The sequence below is a fragment of the Stenotrophomonas sp. GW821-FHT02D01 genome (assembly GCF_059421765.1).
Genome location: NZ_JBWKVP010000001.1, coordinates 636,840 through 654,535, shown reverse-complemented (window position 1 = coordinate 654,535; position 17,696 = coordinate 636,840). Strand labels below are relative to the sequence as shown.

Annotated in this window: 13 protein-coding genes; 7 read left to right on the top strand and 6 right to left on the bottom strand. The window is 66.1% G+C overall.

Annotated features, from left to right (window positions below; genetic code table 11):
• The first annotated feature begins 28 nt into the window (after nucleotides 1-28).
• The 5 genes from AC07UW_RS03055 to AC07UW_RS03035 are packed head-to-tail and all read left to right on the top strand — an operon-like array spanning nucleotide 29 to nucleotide 3,068.
• Nucleotides 29-625, top strand: a complete 597-nt coding sequence (locus AC07UW_RS03055) for a GNAT family N-acetyltransferase (RefSeq protein WP_025873875.1) — start codon at nucleotides 29-31, stop codon at nucleotides 623-625.
• A complete protein-coding gene (gene minC / locus AC07UW_RS03050; RefSeq protein ID WP_051562325.1) occupies nucleotides 571-1,431 on the top strand; it encodes a septum site-determining protein MinC in 861 nt (286 codons plus the stop codon). The genes AC07UW_RS03055 and minC overlap by 55 nt, the downstream gene beginning before the upstream one ends.
• 36 nt (nucleotides 1,432-1,467) lie before the next feature.
• Nucleotides 1,468-2,277 (top strand): septum site-determining protein MinD, encoded by an 810-nt coding sequence (minD, locus tag AC07UW_RS03045; protein ID WP_025873877.1) that lies wholly within the window; start codon nucleotides 1,468-1,470, stop codon nucleotides 2,275-2,277.
• 2 nt (nucleotides 2,278-2,279) lie between these two features.
• Nucleotides 2,280-2,540 (top strand): cell division topological specificity factor MinE, encoded by a 261-nt coding sequence (minE, locus tag AC07UW_RS03040; protein WP_005408532.1) that lies wholly within the window; start codon nucleotides 2,280-2,282, stop codon nucleotides 2,538-2,540.
• A gap of 48 nt (nucleotides 2,541-2,588) precedes the next feature.
• On the top strand, nucleotides 2,589-3,068 hold the full coding sequence (locus tag AC07UW_RS03035) for a hypothetical protein (RefSeq protein ID WP_032975950.1): 480 nt from the start codon (nucleotides 2,589-2,591) through the stop codon (nucleotides 3,066-3,068).
• A gap of 85 nt (nucleotides 3,069-3,153) precedes the next feature.
• On the opposite strand, the gene AC07UW_RS03030 is transcribed toward AC07UW_RS03035, so the two are convergent.
• The 3 genes from AC07UW_RS03030 to AC07UW_RS03020 form a co-directional block, all read right to left on the bottom strand.
• Complete coding sequence (locus AC07UW_RS03030; protein ID WP_032975949.1) at nucleotides 3,154-4,392, bottom strand: DUF819 family protein; 1,239 nt, start codon at nucleotides 4,390-4,392, stop codon at nucleotides 3,154-3,156.
• 129 nt (nucleotides 4,393-4,521) lie between these two features.
• The gene (locus AC07UW_RS03025; protein WP_495211413.1) at nucleotides 4,522-6,600 is read right to left on the bottom strand and encodes a S9 family peptidase; all 2,079 of its coding nucleotides are present in this window, start codon (nucleotides 6,598-6,600) and stop codon (nucleotides 4,522-4,524) included.
• Between the two features lie 218 nt (nucleotides 6,601-6,818).
• Complete coding sequence (locus AC07UW_RS03020; RefSeq protein ID WP_025873881.1) at nucleotides 6,819-8,783, bottom strand: OPT family oligopeptide transporter; 1,965 nt, start codon at nucleotides 8,781-8,783, stop codon at nucleotides 6,819-6,821.
• A 200-nt stretch (nucleotides 8,784-8,983) separates the two neighbouring features.
• Between AC07UW_RS03020 and AC07UW_RS03015 the strand changes: the two genes are divergently transcribed.
• Both AC07UW_RS03015 and AC07UW_RS03010 read left to right on the top strand, forming a co-directional pair.
• Nucleotides 8,984-10,132, top strand: coding sequence for an acetyltransferase domain-containing protein (locus AC07UW_RS03015; protein WP_495211412.1), 1,149 nt, complete (start codon nucleotides 8,984-8,986; stop codon nucleotides 10,130-10,132).
• A gap of 97 nt (nucleotides 10,133-10,229) precedes the next feature.
• Complete coding sequence (locus AC07UW_RS03010) at nucleotides 10,230-11,984, top strand: peptide MFS transporter (protein ID WP_033830614.1); 1,755 nt, start codon at nucleotides 10,230-10,232, stop codon at nucleotides 11,982-11,984.
• 11 nt (nucleotides 11,985-11,995) lie between these two features.
• Here the strand turns inward: AC07UW_RS03010 and AC07UW_RS03005 are convergent, their stop codons facing one another.
• From AC07UW_RS03005 to AC07UW_RS02995, 3 genes are all read right to left on the bottom strand, one after another.
• Nucleotides 11,996-13,393, bottom strand: a complete 1,398-nt coding sequence (locus AC07UW_RS03005) for a hypothetical protein (RefSeq protein WP_495211411.1) — start codon at nucleotides 13,391-13,393, stop codon at nucleotides 11,996-11,998.
• A gap of 173 nt (nucleotides 13,394-13,566) precedes the next feature.
• On the bottom strand, nucleotides 13,567-15,552 hold the full coding sequence (locus AC07UW_RS03000) for an alpha/beta hydrolase family protein (protein ID WP_495211410.1): 1,986 nt from the start codon (nucleotides 15,550-15,552) through the stop codon (nucleotides 13,567-13,569).
• A gap of 66 nt (nucleotides 15,553-15,618) precedes the next feature.
• On the bottom strand, nucleotides 15,619-17,604 hold the full coding sequence (locus AC07UW_RS02995; protein ID WP_495211409.1) for an alpha/beta hydrolase family protein: 1,986 nt from the start codon (nucleotides 17,602-17,604) through the stop codon (nucleotides 15,619-15,621).
• Between the last annotated feature and the right edge of the window lie 92 nt (nucleotides 17,605-17,696).

Below are 17,696 nucleotides of genomic sequence, written 5' to 3'. Positions count from 1 at the left end.
ACCAACCGCGTTACCCCACGGAGTCACAATGTCGATTGTCATCCGCGACGTGCGCGAGCACGAGCTCGATTCCGTCCTGGCTTTGAACAACAATGCTGGCCTGGCCATCCTTCCCCTGGATGCCGAGCGCCTGCGCCTGTTCTATGCAACCGCTGAATATTTCCGCGTCGCCGAGCGCGACGGCAACCTGGCCGGCTTCCTGATCGGCTTCGGCAGCGACAGCCAGCACGACAGCAGCAATTTCGCCTGGTTCAAGCAACACCTGGACACCCCCTTCTTCTATATCGACCGCATCGTGGTCGCCAGCCGCCGTCGCGGGGGTGGCGTCGGCCGTGCGTTCTATGCCGACGCCCAGAGCTTCGCCGAGCTGCGCTACCCGCAGATGACCTGCGAGGTGTTCCTGGACCACGGCGCCGATGCCGCCCTGCTGTTCCACGGCAGCTTCGGCTTCCGCGAGCTGGGCCAGAACACCATGCCGCAGGTGGACGTGCGCGCCAGCATGCTGGCCAAGGAACTGTGCAGCTTCCCGTGGGTGAATGAAACCTATGGCGGCAAGCTGCCTGATGTTGCATGGGCGCGCGACCGGCAGCTGCCGGCGCAGGCACAGCGGTCGACGGGGACCTGAGCGTGGCAGTGAATTTCGATTACGAACAGGCCGGTGAACTGAAGATCGGCCAGGTGGGCATCGCCAACCTGCGCATCCGCACCCTTGATGTTGAACGCCTCGTGCAGGAAATGCAGGAACGGGTAAGCCGTGCACCGAAGCTGTTCGGCCGTGCAGCGGTGATTCTGGACTTCGGCGGCCTCAGCCAGGTGCCCGACGTGGCAACGGCGCAGGCGCTGGTCGATGGCCTGCGCGGTGCCGGCGTACTGCCGGTGGCATTGGCCTATGGCACCAGTGCGGTCGACCTGCTCTCGCAGCAGCTCGGCCTGCCGCTGCTGGCCAAGTTCCGCGCCCAGTACGAGCGCGCCGAGGCAGAACCTGCCCCGCCGCCGGCAGCCGCACCGGAACCGCGCCGTGCCGCACGCGCCGAAGCGAAGGCCGCGCCGGCTCCGGCTCCGGCCACGCCGATGGGCAAGGCTGCCGATGCCGCCGCGCCACAGCCGGGCCGCATGCAGCTGGGCAACGTGCGTTCGGGGCAGCAGCTGTATGCGGAAAACTGCGACCTGACCGTGATGGCCACCGTCGGCGCCGGCGCCGAGGTCATCGCCGATGGCAGCATCCATATCTACGGAACCCTGCGCGGCCGTGCGCTGGCAGGGGCCCAGGGCAACACCGCGGCACGCATTTTCTGCCGTGATTTCCATGCGGAACTGGTCGCCATTGCAGGCCACTACAAGGTACTGGACGATGTACCGGAAACCCTGCGCGGCAAGGCCGTGCAGGTGTGGCTGGAACAGGACCAGATCAAGATCGCTGCGCTGGACTGATGCAGCACCTCAAACAGAATCATCAGGAGAAGTCCTTTGGCTGAAATCATCGTAGTCACCTCCGGCAAGGGCGGCGTCGGCAAGACCACTTCCAGCGCAAGCCTGGCCTGCGGCCTGGCAAGGCGTGGCAAGAAGGTGGCGGTGATCGACTTCGACGTCGGCCTGCGCAACCTCGACCTGATCATGGGCTGCGAACGCCGCGTGGTGTACGACTTCGTGAATGTCGTGCACGGCGAAGCCACCCTCAAGCAGGCCCTGATCAAGGACAAGCGCTTCGACAACCTGTTCGTGCTGGCTGCCTCGCAGACCCGCGACAAGGATGCACTGACCCAGGAAGGCGTGGGCAAGGTCCTGAAGGACCTGGCCGCCGACGGCTTCGATTACATCATCTGCGACTCCCCGGCCGGCATCGAGAAGGGCGCCTTCCTGGCGATGTACTTCGCCGACCGCGCCGTGGTGGTGGTGAACCCGGAAGTGTCCTCGGTACGCGACTCGGACCGCATCATCGGCCTGCTCGATTCGAAGACCCACAAGGCCGAATCCGGCCAGGACGTGCCGGCCTTCCTGCTGCTGACCCGCTACACCCCGGTGCGCGTGGAAAGCGGAGAGATGCTCAGCATCGCCGACGTCGAGGAGGTCCTTGGCCTGAAGGCGATCGGCGTGATCCCCGAATCGGGCGACGTGCTCAATGCCTCCAACAAGGGCGAGCCGGTCATCCTGGATGGCGAATCCGCTGCCGGCCAGGCCTATGACGACGCCGTCGCACGCATCCTCGGCGAAGAACGCCCGATGCGCTTCACCAACGTCGAGAAGAAGGGCTTCTTCAGCAAGCTGTTCGGAGGGTAAGCATGGGCCTGTTTGATTTCCTCAAAGCGAAGAAGACCACCGCCGAAACCGCCAAGAACCGCCTGCAGATCATCATCGCGCAGGAGCGCAGCCACCGTGGCGGTCCCGACTACCTGCCGCTGCTGCAGCGCGAGTTGCTGGAAGTGATCAAGAAGTACGTCAACATCGACGTCGATGCAGTGAAGGTGGACCTGGTCAAGGATGGCCAGCACGACGTGCTGGACATCTCCGTGGCGCTGCCTGAAGGCCCGGACAAACCCTGACCCCCCCTGCCCCGCCCGTGCCTGCATGGGCGGGGCTGCCTGACCCGCATGACTGATACCACGCCCGAACCGAACGTTACCCGCGTCGGCGACATCGCCTTCGCCGATGCCCAGCGCCTGCTCGCTGCACATGAGCTGCGCCTGCATCACGTTGCGGCCGGCGAGCCGATCCCGGGCAGTTACTGGGGCGAGCCCGAGGCGGGCATCATCGCCAGCGACGTCTACGTGCGCGATGACACGCCGGTGCATTCGATGCTTCACGAAGCCTGCCACCTGATCGTGCTGCCACCGGAGCGGCGCGCGCAGGTGCATACCGACGCCACCGATTCGGTGCCCGAAGAAGATGCCACCTGCTACCTGCAGATCGTGCTGGCAGGGCACCTGCCTGGCGTCGGCAGCGAGCGGCTGATGGCCGACATGGATGCGTGGGGGTATACGTATCGATTGGGGTCGACGAAGGCGTGGTTTGAACAGGACGCCGAAGACGCAAAAGCGTGGCTGATCGAACGCGGCTTGCCGGTGGCGTAACGCATCGGTAGCGCCGGGCCATGCCCGGCAGCATGCACATCCGCCGCGATGCGGTTCGCCGGGCATGACCCGGCGCTACCGTGGGTCACGTGGCCAGCGCGCGCAGGGTGATGCCGACCACATACGCCAGATAGGTGCCGGTGGCATAGCCCATCGTGCCCAGCAGAACGCCTACCGGCGCCAGCGCTGGATGGAACGCAGCGGCCACCACCGGTGCCGAGGCCGGACCGCCGATGTTCGACTGCGAACCGATGGCGAAGTAGAAGAACGGCACCTTCAACAGCTTGCCCAGGCACCACAGCAGCGCGATGTGCACGCTGATCCAGATGATGCCGAGCAGGAACAGCCACGGGCGATCCAGCAACGCCAGCAGATCCATCTGCATGCCGATGCAGGCGATCAGGAAGTACAGCAGCAGCGAGCCCAGGCGCGAGGCGCCCGCGCCTTCCAGCGTACGTGCACGGGTGAAGCTGAGGCCCAGGCCGAGCGTGGTCGACAGCACCACCACCCACACGAACGGCGCATCCAGGCTGAACTGCGATGCCCAGCTGACGTGGACCTTGAACCAGGCCGCCAGCGGCGCGCCGATGGCGTGGGCCAGGCCGACGCCACCGAAGGCCACGGCCACGATCAGCATCAGATCGGTCAGGCTGGGAATGCGCTCATGCTCGGCCTGGAAGCGTGCGATGCGCTCCTTCAGCTCGTCGATGGCGGAGGTATCGGCACCGCTGCGTGCATCGATCTTCGCCGCGCGCCCAGCCATGAAGATCAACGCCGCCATCCACACGTAGCCAACACCCACATCGACCACCGCGAACTGGCCGAACGTGGTCGCGTTGACATCGAACACTTCGCGCATGGCCAGCATGTTGGCACCGCCGCCGATCCAGCTGCCGGCCAGCGCCGCCATGCCGGCCCAGGTATCGCCGGCGACGGTGTCCGGATGGATGGCACGCATGACCAGGAACGCGACCACCGCACCCAGCATGATGCTGGCCGAGGCGCCCAGGTACATCAGCACCAGCTTGGGCCCCAGCCGCAGGATGCCCTTGATGTCGACCGCCAGAGTCAGCAGGATCAGCGCCGCCGGCAGCAGGATGTCACGCGCGACCGGGTTGTACAGCTTGGTGTTCTGCCCGTCGATCAGGCCGAACGTGTTGTAGATGCCCGGCAGCAGGTAACACAGCAGCAGCGCCGGCACGAAGGTATAGAAGCGCTTCCACAGGCCCTGCTCGCGCGAAGCGGTCCAGAACACGGCGCCGAGGGTGGCGGCGATCAGGCCGAAGACGACGATGTCGTTCTGGATCAGGGCAGTCGAGGGCATGCAGGCATCCTGGTAGTGCCGGCCGCTGGCCGGCAACCACATGTAGGTAGGTCGCAACGTGCAGTTGCCGGCCAGCGGCCGGCACTACCGGAAAGCCGGGCGCCGCCACAAGGGCGGCGCCGGTATCGCTTACTCGCCGATGTGCTGCTTCAGCCAGGCGTTGACGGTGTCATGCCACAGGATGCTGTTGTTCGGCTTCAGCACCCAGTGGTTCTCGTCCGGGAAGTACAGGAACTTCGACTCGATGCCCTGGCGCTGGGCCGCAGTGAATGCAGCCAAGCCCTGCTCGACCGGAATGCGGAAATCCTGCTGGCCGTGGATCACCAGGATCGGCTTCTTCCAGTCAGCCACGTGGTTGACCGGGTTGAACTTCTCGTAGTTCGCCGCCTTCTGGTACGGGGTACCGCCCTGCTCCCATTCGGTGAACCACAGTTCTTCGGTGGCATAGCCCATCATGCGCTGGTCGAACACACCGTCATGGTTGACCAGGCACTTGAACGGGCTGTTCCAGTTGCCGGCGATCCAGTTGACCATGAAGCCGCCGTAGCTGGCACCCAGTGCGCAGGCCTTGTCACCGTTGAGGAAGTCGTACTTCTTCAGCGCCGCGCTCCAGCCCTTCTGCAGGTCTTCCAGCGGACGGTCACCCCAGTGCTGGCTGATCGCATCGGTGAAGGCCTGGCCGTAACCGGTGGAGCCGTGGAAGTCGATCATCACCACAGCGTAGCCCTGGCCGGCGTACGTCTGCGGGTTCCAGCGGTAGCTCCAGCCATTGCCGAAGCTGCCCTGCGGGCCGCCATGGATCAGGAACGCGACCGGGTAGGACTTGCCTTCCTGGTAGTTGTGCGGCTTGACCACGTAACCGTGCACGGTGTCGTTGTTCCAGCCCTTGAACTCGAACTGCTCGTAGTCGCCGAAGGACACATCCTTCAGCACCTCGCCAGCGGCCGGGGTCAGCGCGCGCAGTTCGCCGATGGCTTCGCCTGCGGTCGGCAGCAGGCCGACCAGCACCTGGTCGTTGCTCTTCAGGCTGTTGCGGGTGATGGCCACGCTGTTGCCGGCCACGTCGACGGCGGTGACGCTGCCATCGCCGATCAGCTTGGTGGCCTTGCCGCTGGCCACGTCGATCTGGAACAGCGGGTGCTCGCCAAGGTCATCGGCGGTGGTGTAGATGCTGGCGCCGTCGGCGGACAGGGCGATGCCGCCGGCCGAACGGTCCCACTGCGGCGCGATCTCGCGCGTCTTGCCGCTGGCCAGGTCCATCGCCATCAGGCCGAAGCGGTCCGCCTCGAAGCCGGGGCGCTTCATAGCGCGGTAGAACAGGGTCTTGCCGTCGGCGCTGAACACCGGACCGGCATCCCAGGCCGGGTTGGACGCGGTCAGGTTGACCGGCGCCTGCTTGCCGGCGGCATCGAAGCGGTACAGGTCGAAGTTGGTCGACCACGGCTCCTGCTTGCCGGCCACGCGGATGCTGGCGACCACGCTGCTGCCATCCGGCGACCAGGCGAAATCGTCATTGCCACCGAACGGCTTGGACGGAGCATCGCCGTCGATGGTCGCGCTCAGCGCCGAAGCGCCCTTGACCGCACCGGCCTTGGCTGCCGGCAACGGGGCGACGAACAGGGTGTTGCGGCGGCCGTCGTTCCAGGTATCCCAGTGGCGCACGAACAGCGAATCGAAGACCTTGCCGCTGGCCTTGGCGCCTTCCACGTCCTTCAGCTTCTTTTCGGTGCAGGCCAGATCCGACGCACAGGCCTGGAACACGCCGGCGCTGAACAGCACGCGGTCGTCCTGCGGCGACACGTGGTAGCTGTCCACGTCCACCGGGAAGTCGGTCAGCTGGCGCGGGGCGCCGCCACTGATCGGCTGTGCGTACAGCTGTTGGCTGCCGTTCTTGGCGCTGAGGAAGTACACGGTCTGGCCGTCGGCCGACAGCGATGCGGAGTTGACGTTCCAGCCAGCCGGCGTGATCTGCTTCGGCGGCGCCGCGTCGCGGGTGCGCAGGTTGCGCGCGAACAGTGCGGTGCTGGCCTTGAGGCTGGCATCGGTGCTGCGCTTGGCGAACACCACGGTGCCGCCGTCGGCGGTCAATACCGGCGCGGAGACGCGGTCCATGGCCACCATGTCGCGGACTTCCAGGCCACGGGCAGCGGCGACGCTGGGCAGGGCAGCCAGCAGGCTCAGTGGCAACAGGGCATGACGCAGTTTCATCGGGGTCTCCGCAGGACGGCAAAAAACCGATGGTAGGCCTGCGCGGCCGGGCCTGCCAAGGCCATCGGTCATGGCCGCGGCTGAGCTGCCGCCAGAAAAAGCAAACCGCGCCGTAGCGCGGTTTGCTGGGGACACCGGTAGTGCCGGCCGCTGGCCGGCAACCATCGGGCGTCACGGGTTCCAGGGTTGCCGGCCAGCGGCCGGCACTCCCCCATCCCTTACGCCACGGCGCGCTTGCCGGTGCGGTAGATCAGCCAGCCGACCAGGAACAGCACGGCCAGGCCGATCCACTGCGCGGCCGGCAGGTGGAACGGCACGGCCAGCACGTCGGCACGGCTGCTGACCACGATCGGCACGGCGATGGCGATACCCATCAGCGCCTCGCCGGTGATCAGGCCGGCAGCGAACAGCACGCCCGGCTTGTGCACGCGGTCGCGGCCCTCTTCGTCATCGGCGCGCACCTTGTGGAAGCGCTCGACCAGGTAGGAGATCAGGCCACCGAGGAAGATCGGCACCATCAATTCCAGCGGCAGGTAGATGCCGATCGCCGCGGCCAGCACCGGCACGCGGAAACGCGAGTTGCGCGACTTCAGCCAGCTGTCGAACGCGATGATGGCGGCACCGACCACGGCACCGATGCCGATGAAGGTCCACGGCAGCTCGCCACCGAACAGGCCCTTGGCCACCGACGCCATCAGGTTGGCCTGCGGTGCGGCCAGCGCATTCGGGTGCAGCTCGGACTTGACGCCGATGCCGTAGGCGGTGGCCAGCAGGTTCAGCACCGGGGCCATGATCAGCGCGCACGAGAACGCGCCGATGCCCAGCATCAACTGCTGCTTCCACGGGGTGGCACCGACGATGTAGCCGGCCTTGAGGTCCTGCAGGTTGTCGCCACCGACGGCGGCGGCACAGCACACCACCGCGCCGATCATGATCGCGGCCACCGCACCCAGCGGCGCACCGAAGGCACCGACTGGCTGCAGGCCATCCTTGCCCAGCAGCAGCACCAGCACCGCCGAGGCGAACAGGATGGTGGAGATGGTGATGCCCGAGACCGGGTTGTTGGACGAACCGATCAGGCCGGCCAGGTAGGCCGACACCGAAACGAACAGGAAACCGGCGACGATCATGATGAGGGTCATCGGGATCGACACGTGCCACTGGCCGACGATGGCCTGGTACAGCGCCAGCAGCGGCAGGGTGAACACCACCAGCGCCACCAGCATCCACTTCATCGGCAGGTCGCGCTCGGTGTGCGCCAGCACCGGGCCACCGCTCTTGCGCGCGGCCGCAAAGCCACTCTTGACGCCGTTGAGCAGCGACTTGCGCAGCGAGATCAGGGTCCAGATGCCGCCGATCAGCATCGCGCCGACACCGAGGTAGCGCATCTTCGCGCCCCAGATGGCGAACGCCGCTTCGGTGGACGAGGCGGTGGCGATCGAGGCGGCCAGCGCCGGATCGGTGTTCATGAAGAACGCCTGGTAGATCGGGATGGCGATGTGCCAGGTCAGGATCGAGCCGGACACCACCACGATGCCGACGTTGAGGCCGACGATGTACCCCACGCCCAGCAGTGCGGGCGACAGGTTGGTGCCGATGAAGGCGGTGACCTTGGAGCTGCCGACATAGGCCGAGGTGGCCCAGGCGTCCGGGATCAGGCGCATGCCGCTTTCCGCGGCCAGCTTCACGAACGCACCGATCACCGCCGACAGGCCGAGGATCTTCAGGCCCGGGCCCGGGTTCTCACCGGCCTTGAGCACTTCGGCCGCAGCCTTGCCTTCCGGGAACGGAAGCGGATCTTCGACGATCATCGAACGGCGCAGCGGCACCGAGAACAGCACGCCCAGCAGGCCACCGAGACCGGCGATGCCCAGCACCCACCAGTACTTGAAGTCCGGCCAGTAGCCCATGATCACCAGCGCGGGGATGGTGAAGATCACACCGGCGGCGATCGACGAACCGGCCGAAGCGCCGGTCTGCACGATGTTGTTCTCAAGGATCGAACCGCCACCCAACAGGCGCAGCACGCCCATGGAAATGACCGCGGCGGGAATCGCGGTGGCGATGGTCAGGCCTGCGAACAGACCGAGGTAGGCGTTTGCGGCCGACAGCACCACCGCCAGCACGATGGCAAGGACCACCGCGCGGAAAGTGAGCTGCTTGGGCGCAGCGTCATGGTTCATGAAAGCCCCTGCTGGCAAAAAATCCCTGTCACGCTAGCGTTCAGGGGGCAGCAAGTCCAGCGTGCCAAAGGATGGGGGTTGCAGCTGCAACAGGCACGGGCCCGCAGCGGCACCGCGAGCCAGCCGATGCGGCAAAGCCCGAGTGGGCACTCCGCAAACGCTATGTTATAACTTTCCGTTGACCTGTACCCACCCACCGCATGTCCTCCTTCCCCTCCTCCCGGCTGGCCTCCATCGACCAGTTGCGCGGCACCGTGATGCTGCTGATGCTGCTCGACCACGTGCGCGAGACGTTCTTCCTGCAGCATCAGGTCAGCGATCCGATGGACGCGGCGACGGTGTCCCCTGCCCTGTTCGCGTGCCGCCTGCTGGCCCACCTGTGCGCGCCGGTGTTCGTGCTGCTGACCGGCCTGTCGGCCTGGCTGTACGGCCAGCGCCATGCCGATCCGCGCCGTGCCATTGCGGCGTTCCTGCTCAAGCGCGGCCTGTTCCTGGTGGTGCTGGAACTGACCCTGGTCAACGTCGCCTGGACCTTCCAGTGGCCGCCGGAGACGGTGTACCTGCAGGTGATCTGGGCGATCGGCCTGAGCATGATCGCGCTGGCCGGCCTGCTGTGGCTGCCGCGGCCGCTGCTGGCCGTTCTGGCGGTGACGCTGGTGGTCGGCCACAACCTGCTGGACGGCTTACGGGTGCAGGGCGACGGCGCCCTGGCGGTGCTGTGGAAGGTGCTGCACCAGCGCGACTGGATCGAGGCTGGGCCGGTGAGCCTGCGTACCTCCTATCCCGTGCTGCCGTGGATCGGGGTGATCGCGCTGGGCTACCTGATGGCGCCGTGGTTCGCTGCCGGCAGCGACCCGCAGCAGCGCCGGCAGCGGCTGCTGTGGACCGGGCTGGGCGCACTGGCCACCTTCGCCCTGCTGCGCTTCGCCAACGGCTATGGCGACACGCCGTGGCAGTACCAGCAGACAACGCTGCGCACGTGGATGAGCGTGTTCAACATCACCAAGTACCCGCCCTCGCTGCAGTTCCTGCTGCTGACCCTGGGCGTGGGCCTGCTGCTGTTGCGGCTGTACGAGTGGCCGCCGCTGGCGCGTGCGCTGCGGCCGCTGGCCGATATCGGCGCAGCGCCGATGTTCTTCTATCTGCTGCACCTGTACGTGCTGAAGCTGCTGTACCTGGCGGCCCTGAAGACCTGGGGCCCGACCCACGGTTGCCTGTATGCCCTGGACTCGGTGGCCGGCCTGCTGCTGGTGGCCTGTGCATTGGCGGTGGTGCTGTACCCGCCGACGCGGGCGTTCGCGCGGTTCAAGGCACGACGACGCGACCTGGCCTGGCTGCGGTATCTGTGAACGGTAGCGCCGGGTCATGCCCGGCGTCGCACAGGACCGCCGGGCATGGCCCGGCGCTACCCGGCGCGCGCCTGCAGCGCACGCCTATAATTCCGCGATGAATTCCACTGCTATCGCTTCCGACGACTTCCTCGGCCATCCCAAGGGCGTCTACGTCTGCTTCTTCACCGAAATGTGGGAGCGCTTCTCCTTCTACGGCATGAAGGCGCTGCTGCTGCTGTACCTCACCAAGTACCACCTGTTCGGCGACAAGGCCGGGCTGGACCTGCTCGGCGCGTACGGCGGGCTGGTGTACTGCATCCCGGTGTTCGGCGGCATGTTGGCCGACCGCTGGCTGGGCATGCGCCGGGCGGTGCTGTTCGGCGGCATCCTGCTGGTGCTCGGCCACCTCGGCATGGCCTTCGAGGGCCACGCCGCATACCGGGTCAATGGCGAAGTAGTGCGCGACACCTCGGCATTGGCCGTGACCTACCTGTCGCTGGCGCTGATCATCATGGGCGTCGGCTTCCTCAAGCCGAACATCTCCACCATCGTCGGCAAGCTCTATCCGCAGGACGATCCGCGCCGCGATTCGGGCTTCTCGCTGTTCTATGCCGGCATCAACCTGGGCGCCCTGTTCTCTTCGCTGGTGTGCGGTTTCCTGGGCGAGGTCTACGGTTGGAAGTACGGCTTCGGTGCGGCCGGCATCGGCATGCTGGCCGGCCTGGCGATGTTTCTGTGGGGCCAGAAATACCTGCAGGGCCACGCCGAGCCGCCGCAACCAGCGACCTTGAAGCAGAAGGTGCTGGGCCTGCCGCGCGAATGGCTGATCTACCTGTGCGCGGTGATCGGCGTGCTGCCGGTGGCCTGGCTGATGTGGGCGGCCGGCAACGGTGCCTTCGCGCTTGGCGGTGAAATCAGCCTGGCGCTGATGCTGATGCTGGTGGTGCTGGGCGGCGTGCTGGTCTGGTTCGCCTGGTTCACCGGCACCCAGTGCACGCCGGTGCAGCGCCAGCAGATGGTCGCGCTGATGGTGCTGATCTTCATGGCGCTGGTGTTCTTCACGATGTACGAGCAGTCGTATGGCTCGTGGGTAACCTTCACCGACCGCCTGCTGACCAAGGACATCGTGCCGGCGCTGGTGATCCGCGAAGGCTCACCGCTGCCGTGGTCGATCCTCTCGCTGCTGCTGGCACCGCTGGGCTTCGTGGTCAGCGCGCGCCTGTCCGAGCGTCGCCCCGGCTCGTCCGCGCCGCGTACGTTCTTCATCGCCATCGTCGCGCTGATGCTGGTGCTGCTGGTACGCGACTGCCTGGTGATTCCGCAGACCGCCGGTTCGCTGACCTACCTCGGCGGTCTGTTCCTGGTGCTGCTGGCGCCGGCCTTCGCCGCGTTGTGGACCTGGATGGACCGTCGCGGCTGGGAGCCGGGCAAGCCGGTGAAGTCGGCCTGGGGCTTGGTGATCGGTGCGTTGTCGTTCGTACCGCTGGCGCTGGCCGCGCAGCACGTTGGTGCCACCGGCGAGATGGCCAGCGTGTGGTGGCTGGTGCTGGCCTACTTCCTGCTGGCCAGCGGCGAGATGTGCCTTTCGCCGGTCGGCCTGTCGGCGGTCACCCAGCTGGCGGTGCCCCGGGTGATGAGCCTGATGATGGGCACCTGGTTCCTGGCGACGGCCTTCTCCGAAACGCTGGCCGCGCTGTTCGGCAAGCTGGCGGCGATCGACGTACCTGAAGGCGAAACGCTGGACATGGCCGCTGCGGCCGGTGCCTATGCACACCTGTTCTGGCTGCTGATGTGGATCGGCCTGGGCTGCGCGTTGCTGGCCTTCATCGCTGCGCCGCTGTTGAAGCGGATGATGCATGGGGTGAAGTGAGACCACGCGCATCAATACAAGCCATCGCGCACGGCCTCGGTCATCTGCAACCGCATCTCCCGGATCCTGTTGCGGGTTTCCTCATCCAGTGCGGAGGGTTCGATGTTGTCCGCACGCAAGGCTGCAGGCAGGAAGCGGCTGATATTGGATGGCTTCCCCCATTCGTCCACGACCGGCGTGGGCAGCAACGTGCGTGCCTGCAGTGCAGCGTGCGCCCCTGAGGGAAGTACCCAGTGCTGGTCGTCCGCACTCCAGTGCAGGGTGGTGAAACCTGTAAGTGTGTTGTTGCGGGCATTGCCGATGGCAGTGCGCAGTGTGCCCAGCACGTCCCGGTAATGTTGTTCCAGCGCATCCTGCGACAGGAATGCCGCCATCGCCGGCACAGCAATGGAATCCAGCATGGGAGCGCTACATTGGACTTCGACGCGCGCGCGCTGGCCTTCTTCATCGATGAATATTGCCTGCAGCGGCCGGCAATGCAGCGGATGGGCTGCTGCGGCGGCAACATAGTCATCCACATCGCTGCGCAGGGATTGGCGCAGCAACGGCGGGATCCACAGCAGGATCTGGGTCGTCAGCTCCTGCCTCGCGGGTTGCTCAAGCGTCTGCGCGTTGAAGCCAGCAAAAATGGCCTTTTCTGCACCGGCATCCACTGGCCCCACTTCGCCCATCGAGATCATTTGTCTGGCAAGTGTCTCGACCAGGCGCCGATCGCCGGACCACGTCCGGCCTTGCCAGAACGAAAGCAACTGCAATTCACCGCCGCCCGCCACCGGCCATCGCCGATCACGCTCCATGGCGGCTTCAAGATCGGCTATCAGCGCACCCGCAGCAGGCCGTCGCCCCTCTTTCAGCAAGTCGATCGTCGCCTGCACGATGACCTTATGTGCCGATACGTAGGAAGTAATGCATCGGTACTGTATGTCGACAACTCTCGCATGGGCCGGCAGCCCTTTATCGCCGAAGCGTTCCAACGCGGCGCCATGCAGTGGTGCATTGGTCGGCTGTTCCTTGACGTTGTGCGCCATGCATCGCGAGGCCCCTGCGCTGGTGGCATCCGCCATCAGTTTCCGCGCTGCCTGCGCTTCGGACGCCGACCCCTCGTCGCCGTACAGCACGTCGATCCAGCTATCGGTCAGGCCCGTTGCCATCGCCACCGCGCCCGTCATCATCCTGATCTCGCCCTCCGCGCCTGTTGGCACGTCTGACTGAGCACCTGTCAGCCAACGATGCAACTGCAGCCCCTCCTCGTGGACCGCACCGGTGCTGAGCAGCGATCTTGCGACCTCCTCGGCCTCGTAGCGTTCCGGCGCTTGAGCCAGCGCATTCAATACCAGAAAGCCGCAACAGCCAAGTATCAGGCGTCCACAGCGGACACCCAGGGGAGAAGATCGATCATGCAGGGTCATGGCAACGGTCTGTCGGCAAAGGAATCATGATCTCCATCCGACAGGCCCCCGAGCTATGCAATTTGTTGCAAAGACGAGCACCTGCCCATCTGCTTCACCAACGACAGGAAACCCTTCTGCGCAGCCGGCCCACGTCCGCGTTGGCGCCCCGGGCCGTCGCCGCCGCGCGTGTTTCAGGGCGCCTTGCCCTTGTCGGAAGACGTCGCAGCCGCTGCGGTACCGCCCCCCAGGCTGCGTGACAGGAAGGCAAGCAATCGGCTGTAGTAGTCGCGCTGGTTGGCCTCGGCATACAAACCATGCCCCTCCCGCGGGTAATACAGCGCTTCCACCGGCACGCCGGCCTGTTTCAACGCCGCTTCCATGCGTTCGGTGTGCTGTACCGGCGCACGCAGGTCTTCGCGACCAGCGGCCAGCAGCACCGGCACCTTGATGCTCGCCGCCAGATTCACCGGCGACACTGCCGCCAGGGTGGCCGGATCACCCAGCCACTCCTGTAGATAGGTCACGCCGGAGGCGCGATCCTGGATGTCGCCCCGTTTGAACATCAACGGCAGGTCGTACACCCCGACGTAGCCGGCCGCGCAGCGGTACAGCCCCGGCTCGCGCACAGCGCCCATCATGGCCGAGTACGCGCCGTAGCTGGCACCGTAGATGCAGATGCGCGAGCTGTCGGCGATGCCCTGGGTGATCGCCCAGCGGGTGGCGTCGGTCACATCGTCCTGCATCGCGCGGCCCCATTGCCGGGCAGCGGCCTGGGTATGTGCACGGCCGTAGTTGCCCGAGCCGCGGAAGTTGACCTGCAGCACCGCGTAGCCGGCGTCGGCCAGCAACTGGTTCTCGCGCTCGAAACCACCATCATCGAACACGCCGATCGGGCCACCATGCGGGACCACCACCATCGGCAGGTTGTGGCCATCACTGCCCCTGGGCAGGGTCAGGAAGCCATGCAGCGGCAGGCCGTCCCGCGCAGCCAGGGTGATCGGGCGAACGCTGGCACCGCCATCGCGATCAAACCAGCGATGGCGGCTGGTGAGGAACGCGGCGTTGCGGGTGGCGGTGGTGTACAGGAAATAGTCGCCGGGATTGGTCGCAGAGCTCACCTTCACCAGCAGGCGCGCGTTGTCGCGGGTGCCGGTGAGCAGGCTCACGACCTGCCCGGGAAACGCCTTTTCAAGCCTGCGCTGGGTGCTGGCGGTCGGCGACTGCTCATCGAAGAAGGCGGTGCGCGTGACGGCGCCGACGAACTGGATACCCACCGGCACGCGCGTGCCGGGCTGGTAGACCACGCGGGTGGGGTCGACGGTGTCGTCCTGCAGCAGCGTACGCCGTTCGCCGCTGACCGGGTCCCAGCTGACCACCGCATCGGGGCCGCGGGCCTGTTCAACCACCAGGTAGGCCAGGCGGTTGTCGGCAGAAAAGCCGATCGGGCGCTCGATGCGATGGCTGTTGCCTTCGTCGTTGACCAAGGTCCAGCGATCGCGGTCCTGGCGATAGTAGAGCTTGTTGACGTTGTCGGCGGCGGCGCCATGGGCGAAGCGCAGTTCGCCTTGATTGTCGGTGGTGAACGTCGCGCGCTGCACAGGTGAACGCGAGACCGGTATGCGGCGCCCGGTGATGACATCCATCCGTTCCAGCCGCGTATTGGTGTCGTTGGCGAATGGCCACAGCGAGATCAACACGTTGCGCTCGTCGGCAGCCAGCGGATCGGCCAGGAACGCAGCCACCTGCTCGGCCACCCGTCCGGTCACGAAGCCGGGCTCATCCGGGCGGGCGCGATAGCCGACCAGAAGATCACCACGTTTGCCATTGGCATCGATGGCATACAGTTCGCCGGTCGGCCGTGGTTGGTCCAGTGGCCCCCATTTCTCGGCCAGGCCGATGAGCAGGCGGGTGTCACTCACCCAGTCGACCTCGGCGGCGTGATTGTTGCGCGGCGGTCGGAAATTGCCGACCAGCTCCATCGTGTCGGTACGCAGCACCGCCACGGCGGTCGCGCCCTCCAGCGGCAAGGTCATGGCAATGTATTCGCCGGTAGGCGAGAGCTGGATGTCATTGAACTCCGCACGACGCACATAGCCGTCCAGCGAAACCTCCGCAGCCTCCACCCCGGCCGAGCCGCATATGGCCATCAATGCGGCCAGCACCTTTGCATGCTTCATGACTTCCTCCTTGAAGCCGGGCATCCCCTGCCCGGCATCGCGTCCGCAGGATGCGGCTGGTCTGCCTCACGGCGCCTTGTCAGCACCGGCGGTCGCGCTGGCGCTGGCGGTGTTGCCGCCCAGGCTGCGCGACAGGAAGGCAAGCAGCTTGCTGTAGTACTCGCGCTGATGCTCGGGCCGGTAGAAGCCGTGGCCTTCGGTACGGTAATACAGACTTTCCACCGGCGAGCCCGCCTTCTTCAATGCCGCCTCCATGCGCTCGGTGTGCTTGATCGGCGCGCGTGTGTCCTCGCCGCCTGCAGCAAGAAACACCGGCACTTTCACCTGTGCGGCCAGGTTCACCGGCGAACTGGCACCCAGTGTCTTCGGATCACCCACCCATTCGCGCTGCCACGTCATCGCTGAATCACTGGACTGGGCGTCATTGGTGAACATCAGCGGCAGGTCGTACACGCCGACGTAGCCGGCCGCGCACTGGTACAACCCCGGCTCCCGTACCGGCCCCATCATTGCTGCATAGGCACCGTAGCTGGCCCCATAGATGCAGATGCGCTTGCTGTCGGCGATGCCCTCGGCGATGGCCCAGCGCGTGGCGTCGGTCACATCGTCCTGCATGGCCGCGCCCCACTGCTTGGCGCCGGCCTGTGTGAAGGCACGGCCATAGTTGGACGATCCACGGAAATTGACCTGCAACACGGCATAGCCGGCCGCCGCCAGCATCTGCGACTCCCGATCATAGCCGCCGCTGTCGAAGACGCCGATGGGGCCACCGTGGGGCACCACGACCAGCGGCAGATTGCGGCCGCTGCTGCCGTTGGGCAACGTCAGGAAGCCATGCAGTGTCGTCCCGTCGCGCGCCTTCAACGAGAACGGACGCACGCTGGCAGCCAGCTTGGGATCGATCCACTCGCTGCGGCTGACCAGATGTTCGGCGGCCTTGGCGCGGGTATCGAACAGGTAGAAATCGCCGGGATTGCTGCCCGACCAGGTCTGCACCACCACCTTGCCGCCATCGCGGGTGCTGGAGGTGATGTACACCGGGCCACCGAATGCCGCTTCCAGGCTGCGGTATTGTCGGGCATCGGCGCCCTTTTCATCGAAGAACCGGGTGCGCGGTACATCCCCCAGGTACAGCGCGCCTACGGGCACGCGAGTGCCCGGGCGACGGATGATCGCGGAAGGATCAACCACCGCATCGCGCAGCACCTCACGCCTTTCGCCCGTCTGCGGATTCCAGCTGACGATGGCGTCGGGGCCGCTGGGCTGCTCGACCTGCAGATAAGCCAGCGTGCCATCCTCGGAGAAGCCCAGCGCGCCCTCGATCCTGTGGCTGAGTGACTCGTCATTGACCAGTGACCACTGCGCATTGGTGCCCGCGCGGTAGTACAGCTTGTTGACGTTGTCCGACGCCGCACCCAGCGCAAAACGCACTTCACCCTTGTCATCGGTGGTGAAACCGGCGCGCTGCACCGGCGAGCCGGAAACGCGCACGCGGCGTCCGCTGACCACATCCAGCCGCTCCACGCGGGTATAGGGATCATCGGCAAACGGCCACACCGCGATCAGTACATTGCGGTCATCGCCGGGCAGCTCGTCCGTGAGGAACGCCGCGACGTCCTCCACCTTCTTCGGCTGGATGCGCGTGCCCAGCCCGCGCCCCTGCACGCGGTAGCCGACCAGCAGTTCGCCGCCCTTGCCATCGACATTGACGCCGTAGAGTTCGCCAGTCGGTTGCGGGGTATCCAGCGCGCCCAGCTTCTCGGCAAGGCCGACCAGCAGGCGATCATTGCTTACCCATTCGAAACTGCTGGCATGGTTCTTCGCCTGCGGCCGGAACACACCCGCAGGCTTGCGGTCGGACGTGCGCAGGATGACCAGCGCGGTGGAATCGTCCAGCGGCACGGTGCCGGCCACATAGTCGCCTCCCGGCGACAGCTTGATGTCCGAGAATGACTCCGGTTTCAGGTACCGCTCCAGGTCTACCCCTTCGGTGCCCGCCGATGCCCCGCCAACCACCACGCACAGCAGCGCGGCAAGTACAGTCCTGCGCATCCCTTCCCCTCCCTGTCCCGGACACCCTGTCCAGGTTGGCCGATTCTATGCAGGCCCACGATGGCTCCGCCAGTGGCGAGGGCCCACGGCCA

What these genes read in the sequence shown, in the direction of transcription:
- AC07UW_RS03055 (WP_025873875.1), top strand. Translation starts at nt 29, where the DNA reads ATGTCGATTGTCATCCGCGACGTGCGCGAGCACGAGCTCGATTCCGTC.
- minC (WP_051562325.1), top strand. Translation starts at nt 571, where the DNA reads ATGGGCGCGCGACCGGCAGCTGCCGGCGCAGGCACAGCGGTCGACGGG.
- minE (WP_005408532.1), top strand. Translation starts at nt 2,280, where the DNA reads ATGGGCCTGTTTGATTTCCTCAAAGCGAAGAAGACCACCGCCGAAACC.
- AC07UW_RS03035 (WP_032975950.1), top strand. Translation starts at nt 2,589, where the DNA reads ATGACTGATACCACGCCCGAACCGAACGTTACCCGCGTCGGCGACATC.
- AC07UW_RS03030 (WP_032975949.1), bottom strand. Translation starts at nt 4,392, where the DNA reads ATGCCCTCGACTGCCCTGATCCAGAACGACATCGTCGTCTTCGGCCTG.
- AC07UW_RS03025 (WP_495211413.1), bottom strand. Translation starts at nt 6,600, where the DNA reads ATGAAACTGCGTCATGCCCTGTTGCCACTGAGCCTGCTGGCTGCCCTG.
- AC07UW_RS03020 (WP_025873881.1), bottom strand. Translation starts at nt 8,783, where the DNA reads ATGAACCATGACGCTGCGCCCAAGCAGCTCACTTTCCGCGCGGTGGTC.
- AC07UW_RS03015 (WP_495211412.1), top strand. Translation starts at nt 8,984, where the DNA reads ATGTCCTCCTTCCCCTCCTCCCGGCTGGCCTCCATCGACCAGTTGCGC.
- AC07UW_RS03010 (WP_033830614.1), top strand. Translation starts at nt 10,230, where the DNA reads ATGAATTCCACTGCTATCGCTTCCGACGACTTCCTCGGCCATCCCAAG.
- AC07UW_RS03005 (WP_495211411.1), bottom strand. Translation starts at nt 13,393, where the DNA reads ATGACCCTGCATGATCGATCTTCTCCCCTGGGTGTCCGCTGTGGACGC.
- AC07UW_RS03000 (WP_495211410.1), bottom strand. Translation starts at nt 15,552, where the DNA reads ATGAAGCATGCAAAGGTGCTGGCCGCATTGATGGCCATATGCGGCTCG.
- AC07UW_RS02995 (WP_495211409.1), bottom strand. Translation starts at nt 17,604, where the DNA reads ATGCGCAGGACTGTACTTGCCGCGCTGCTGTGCGTGGTGGTTGGCGGG.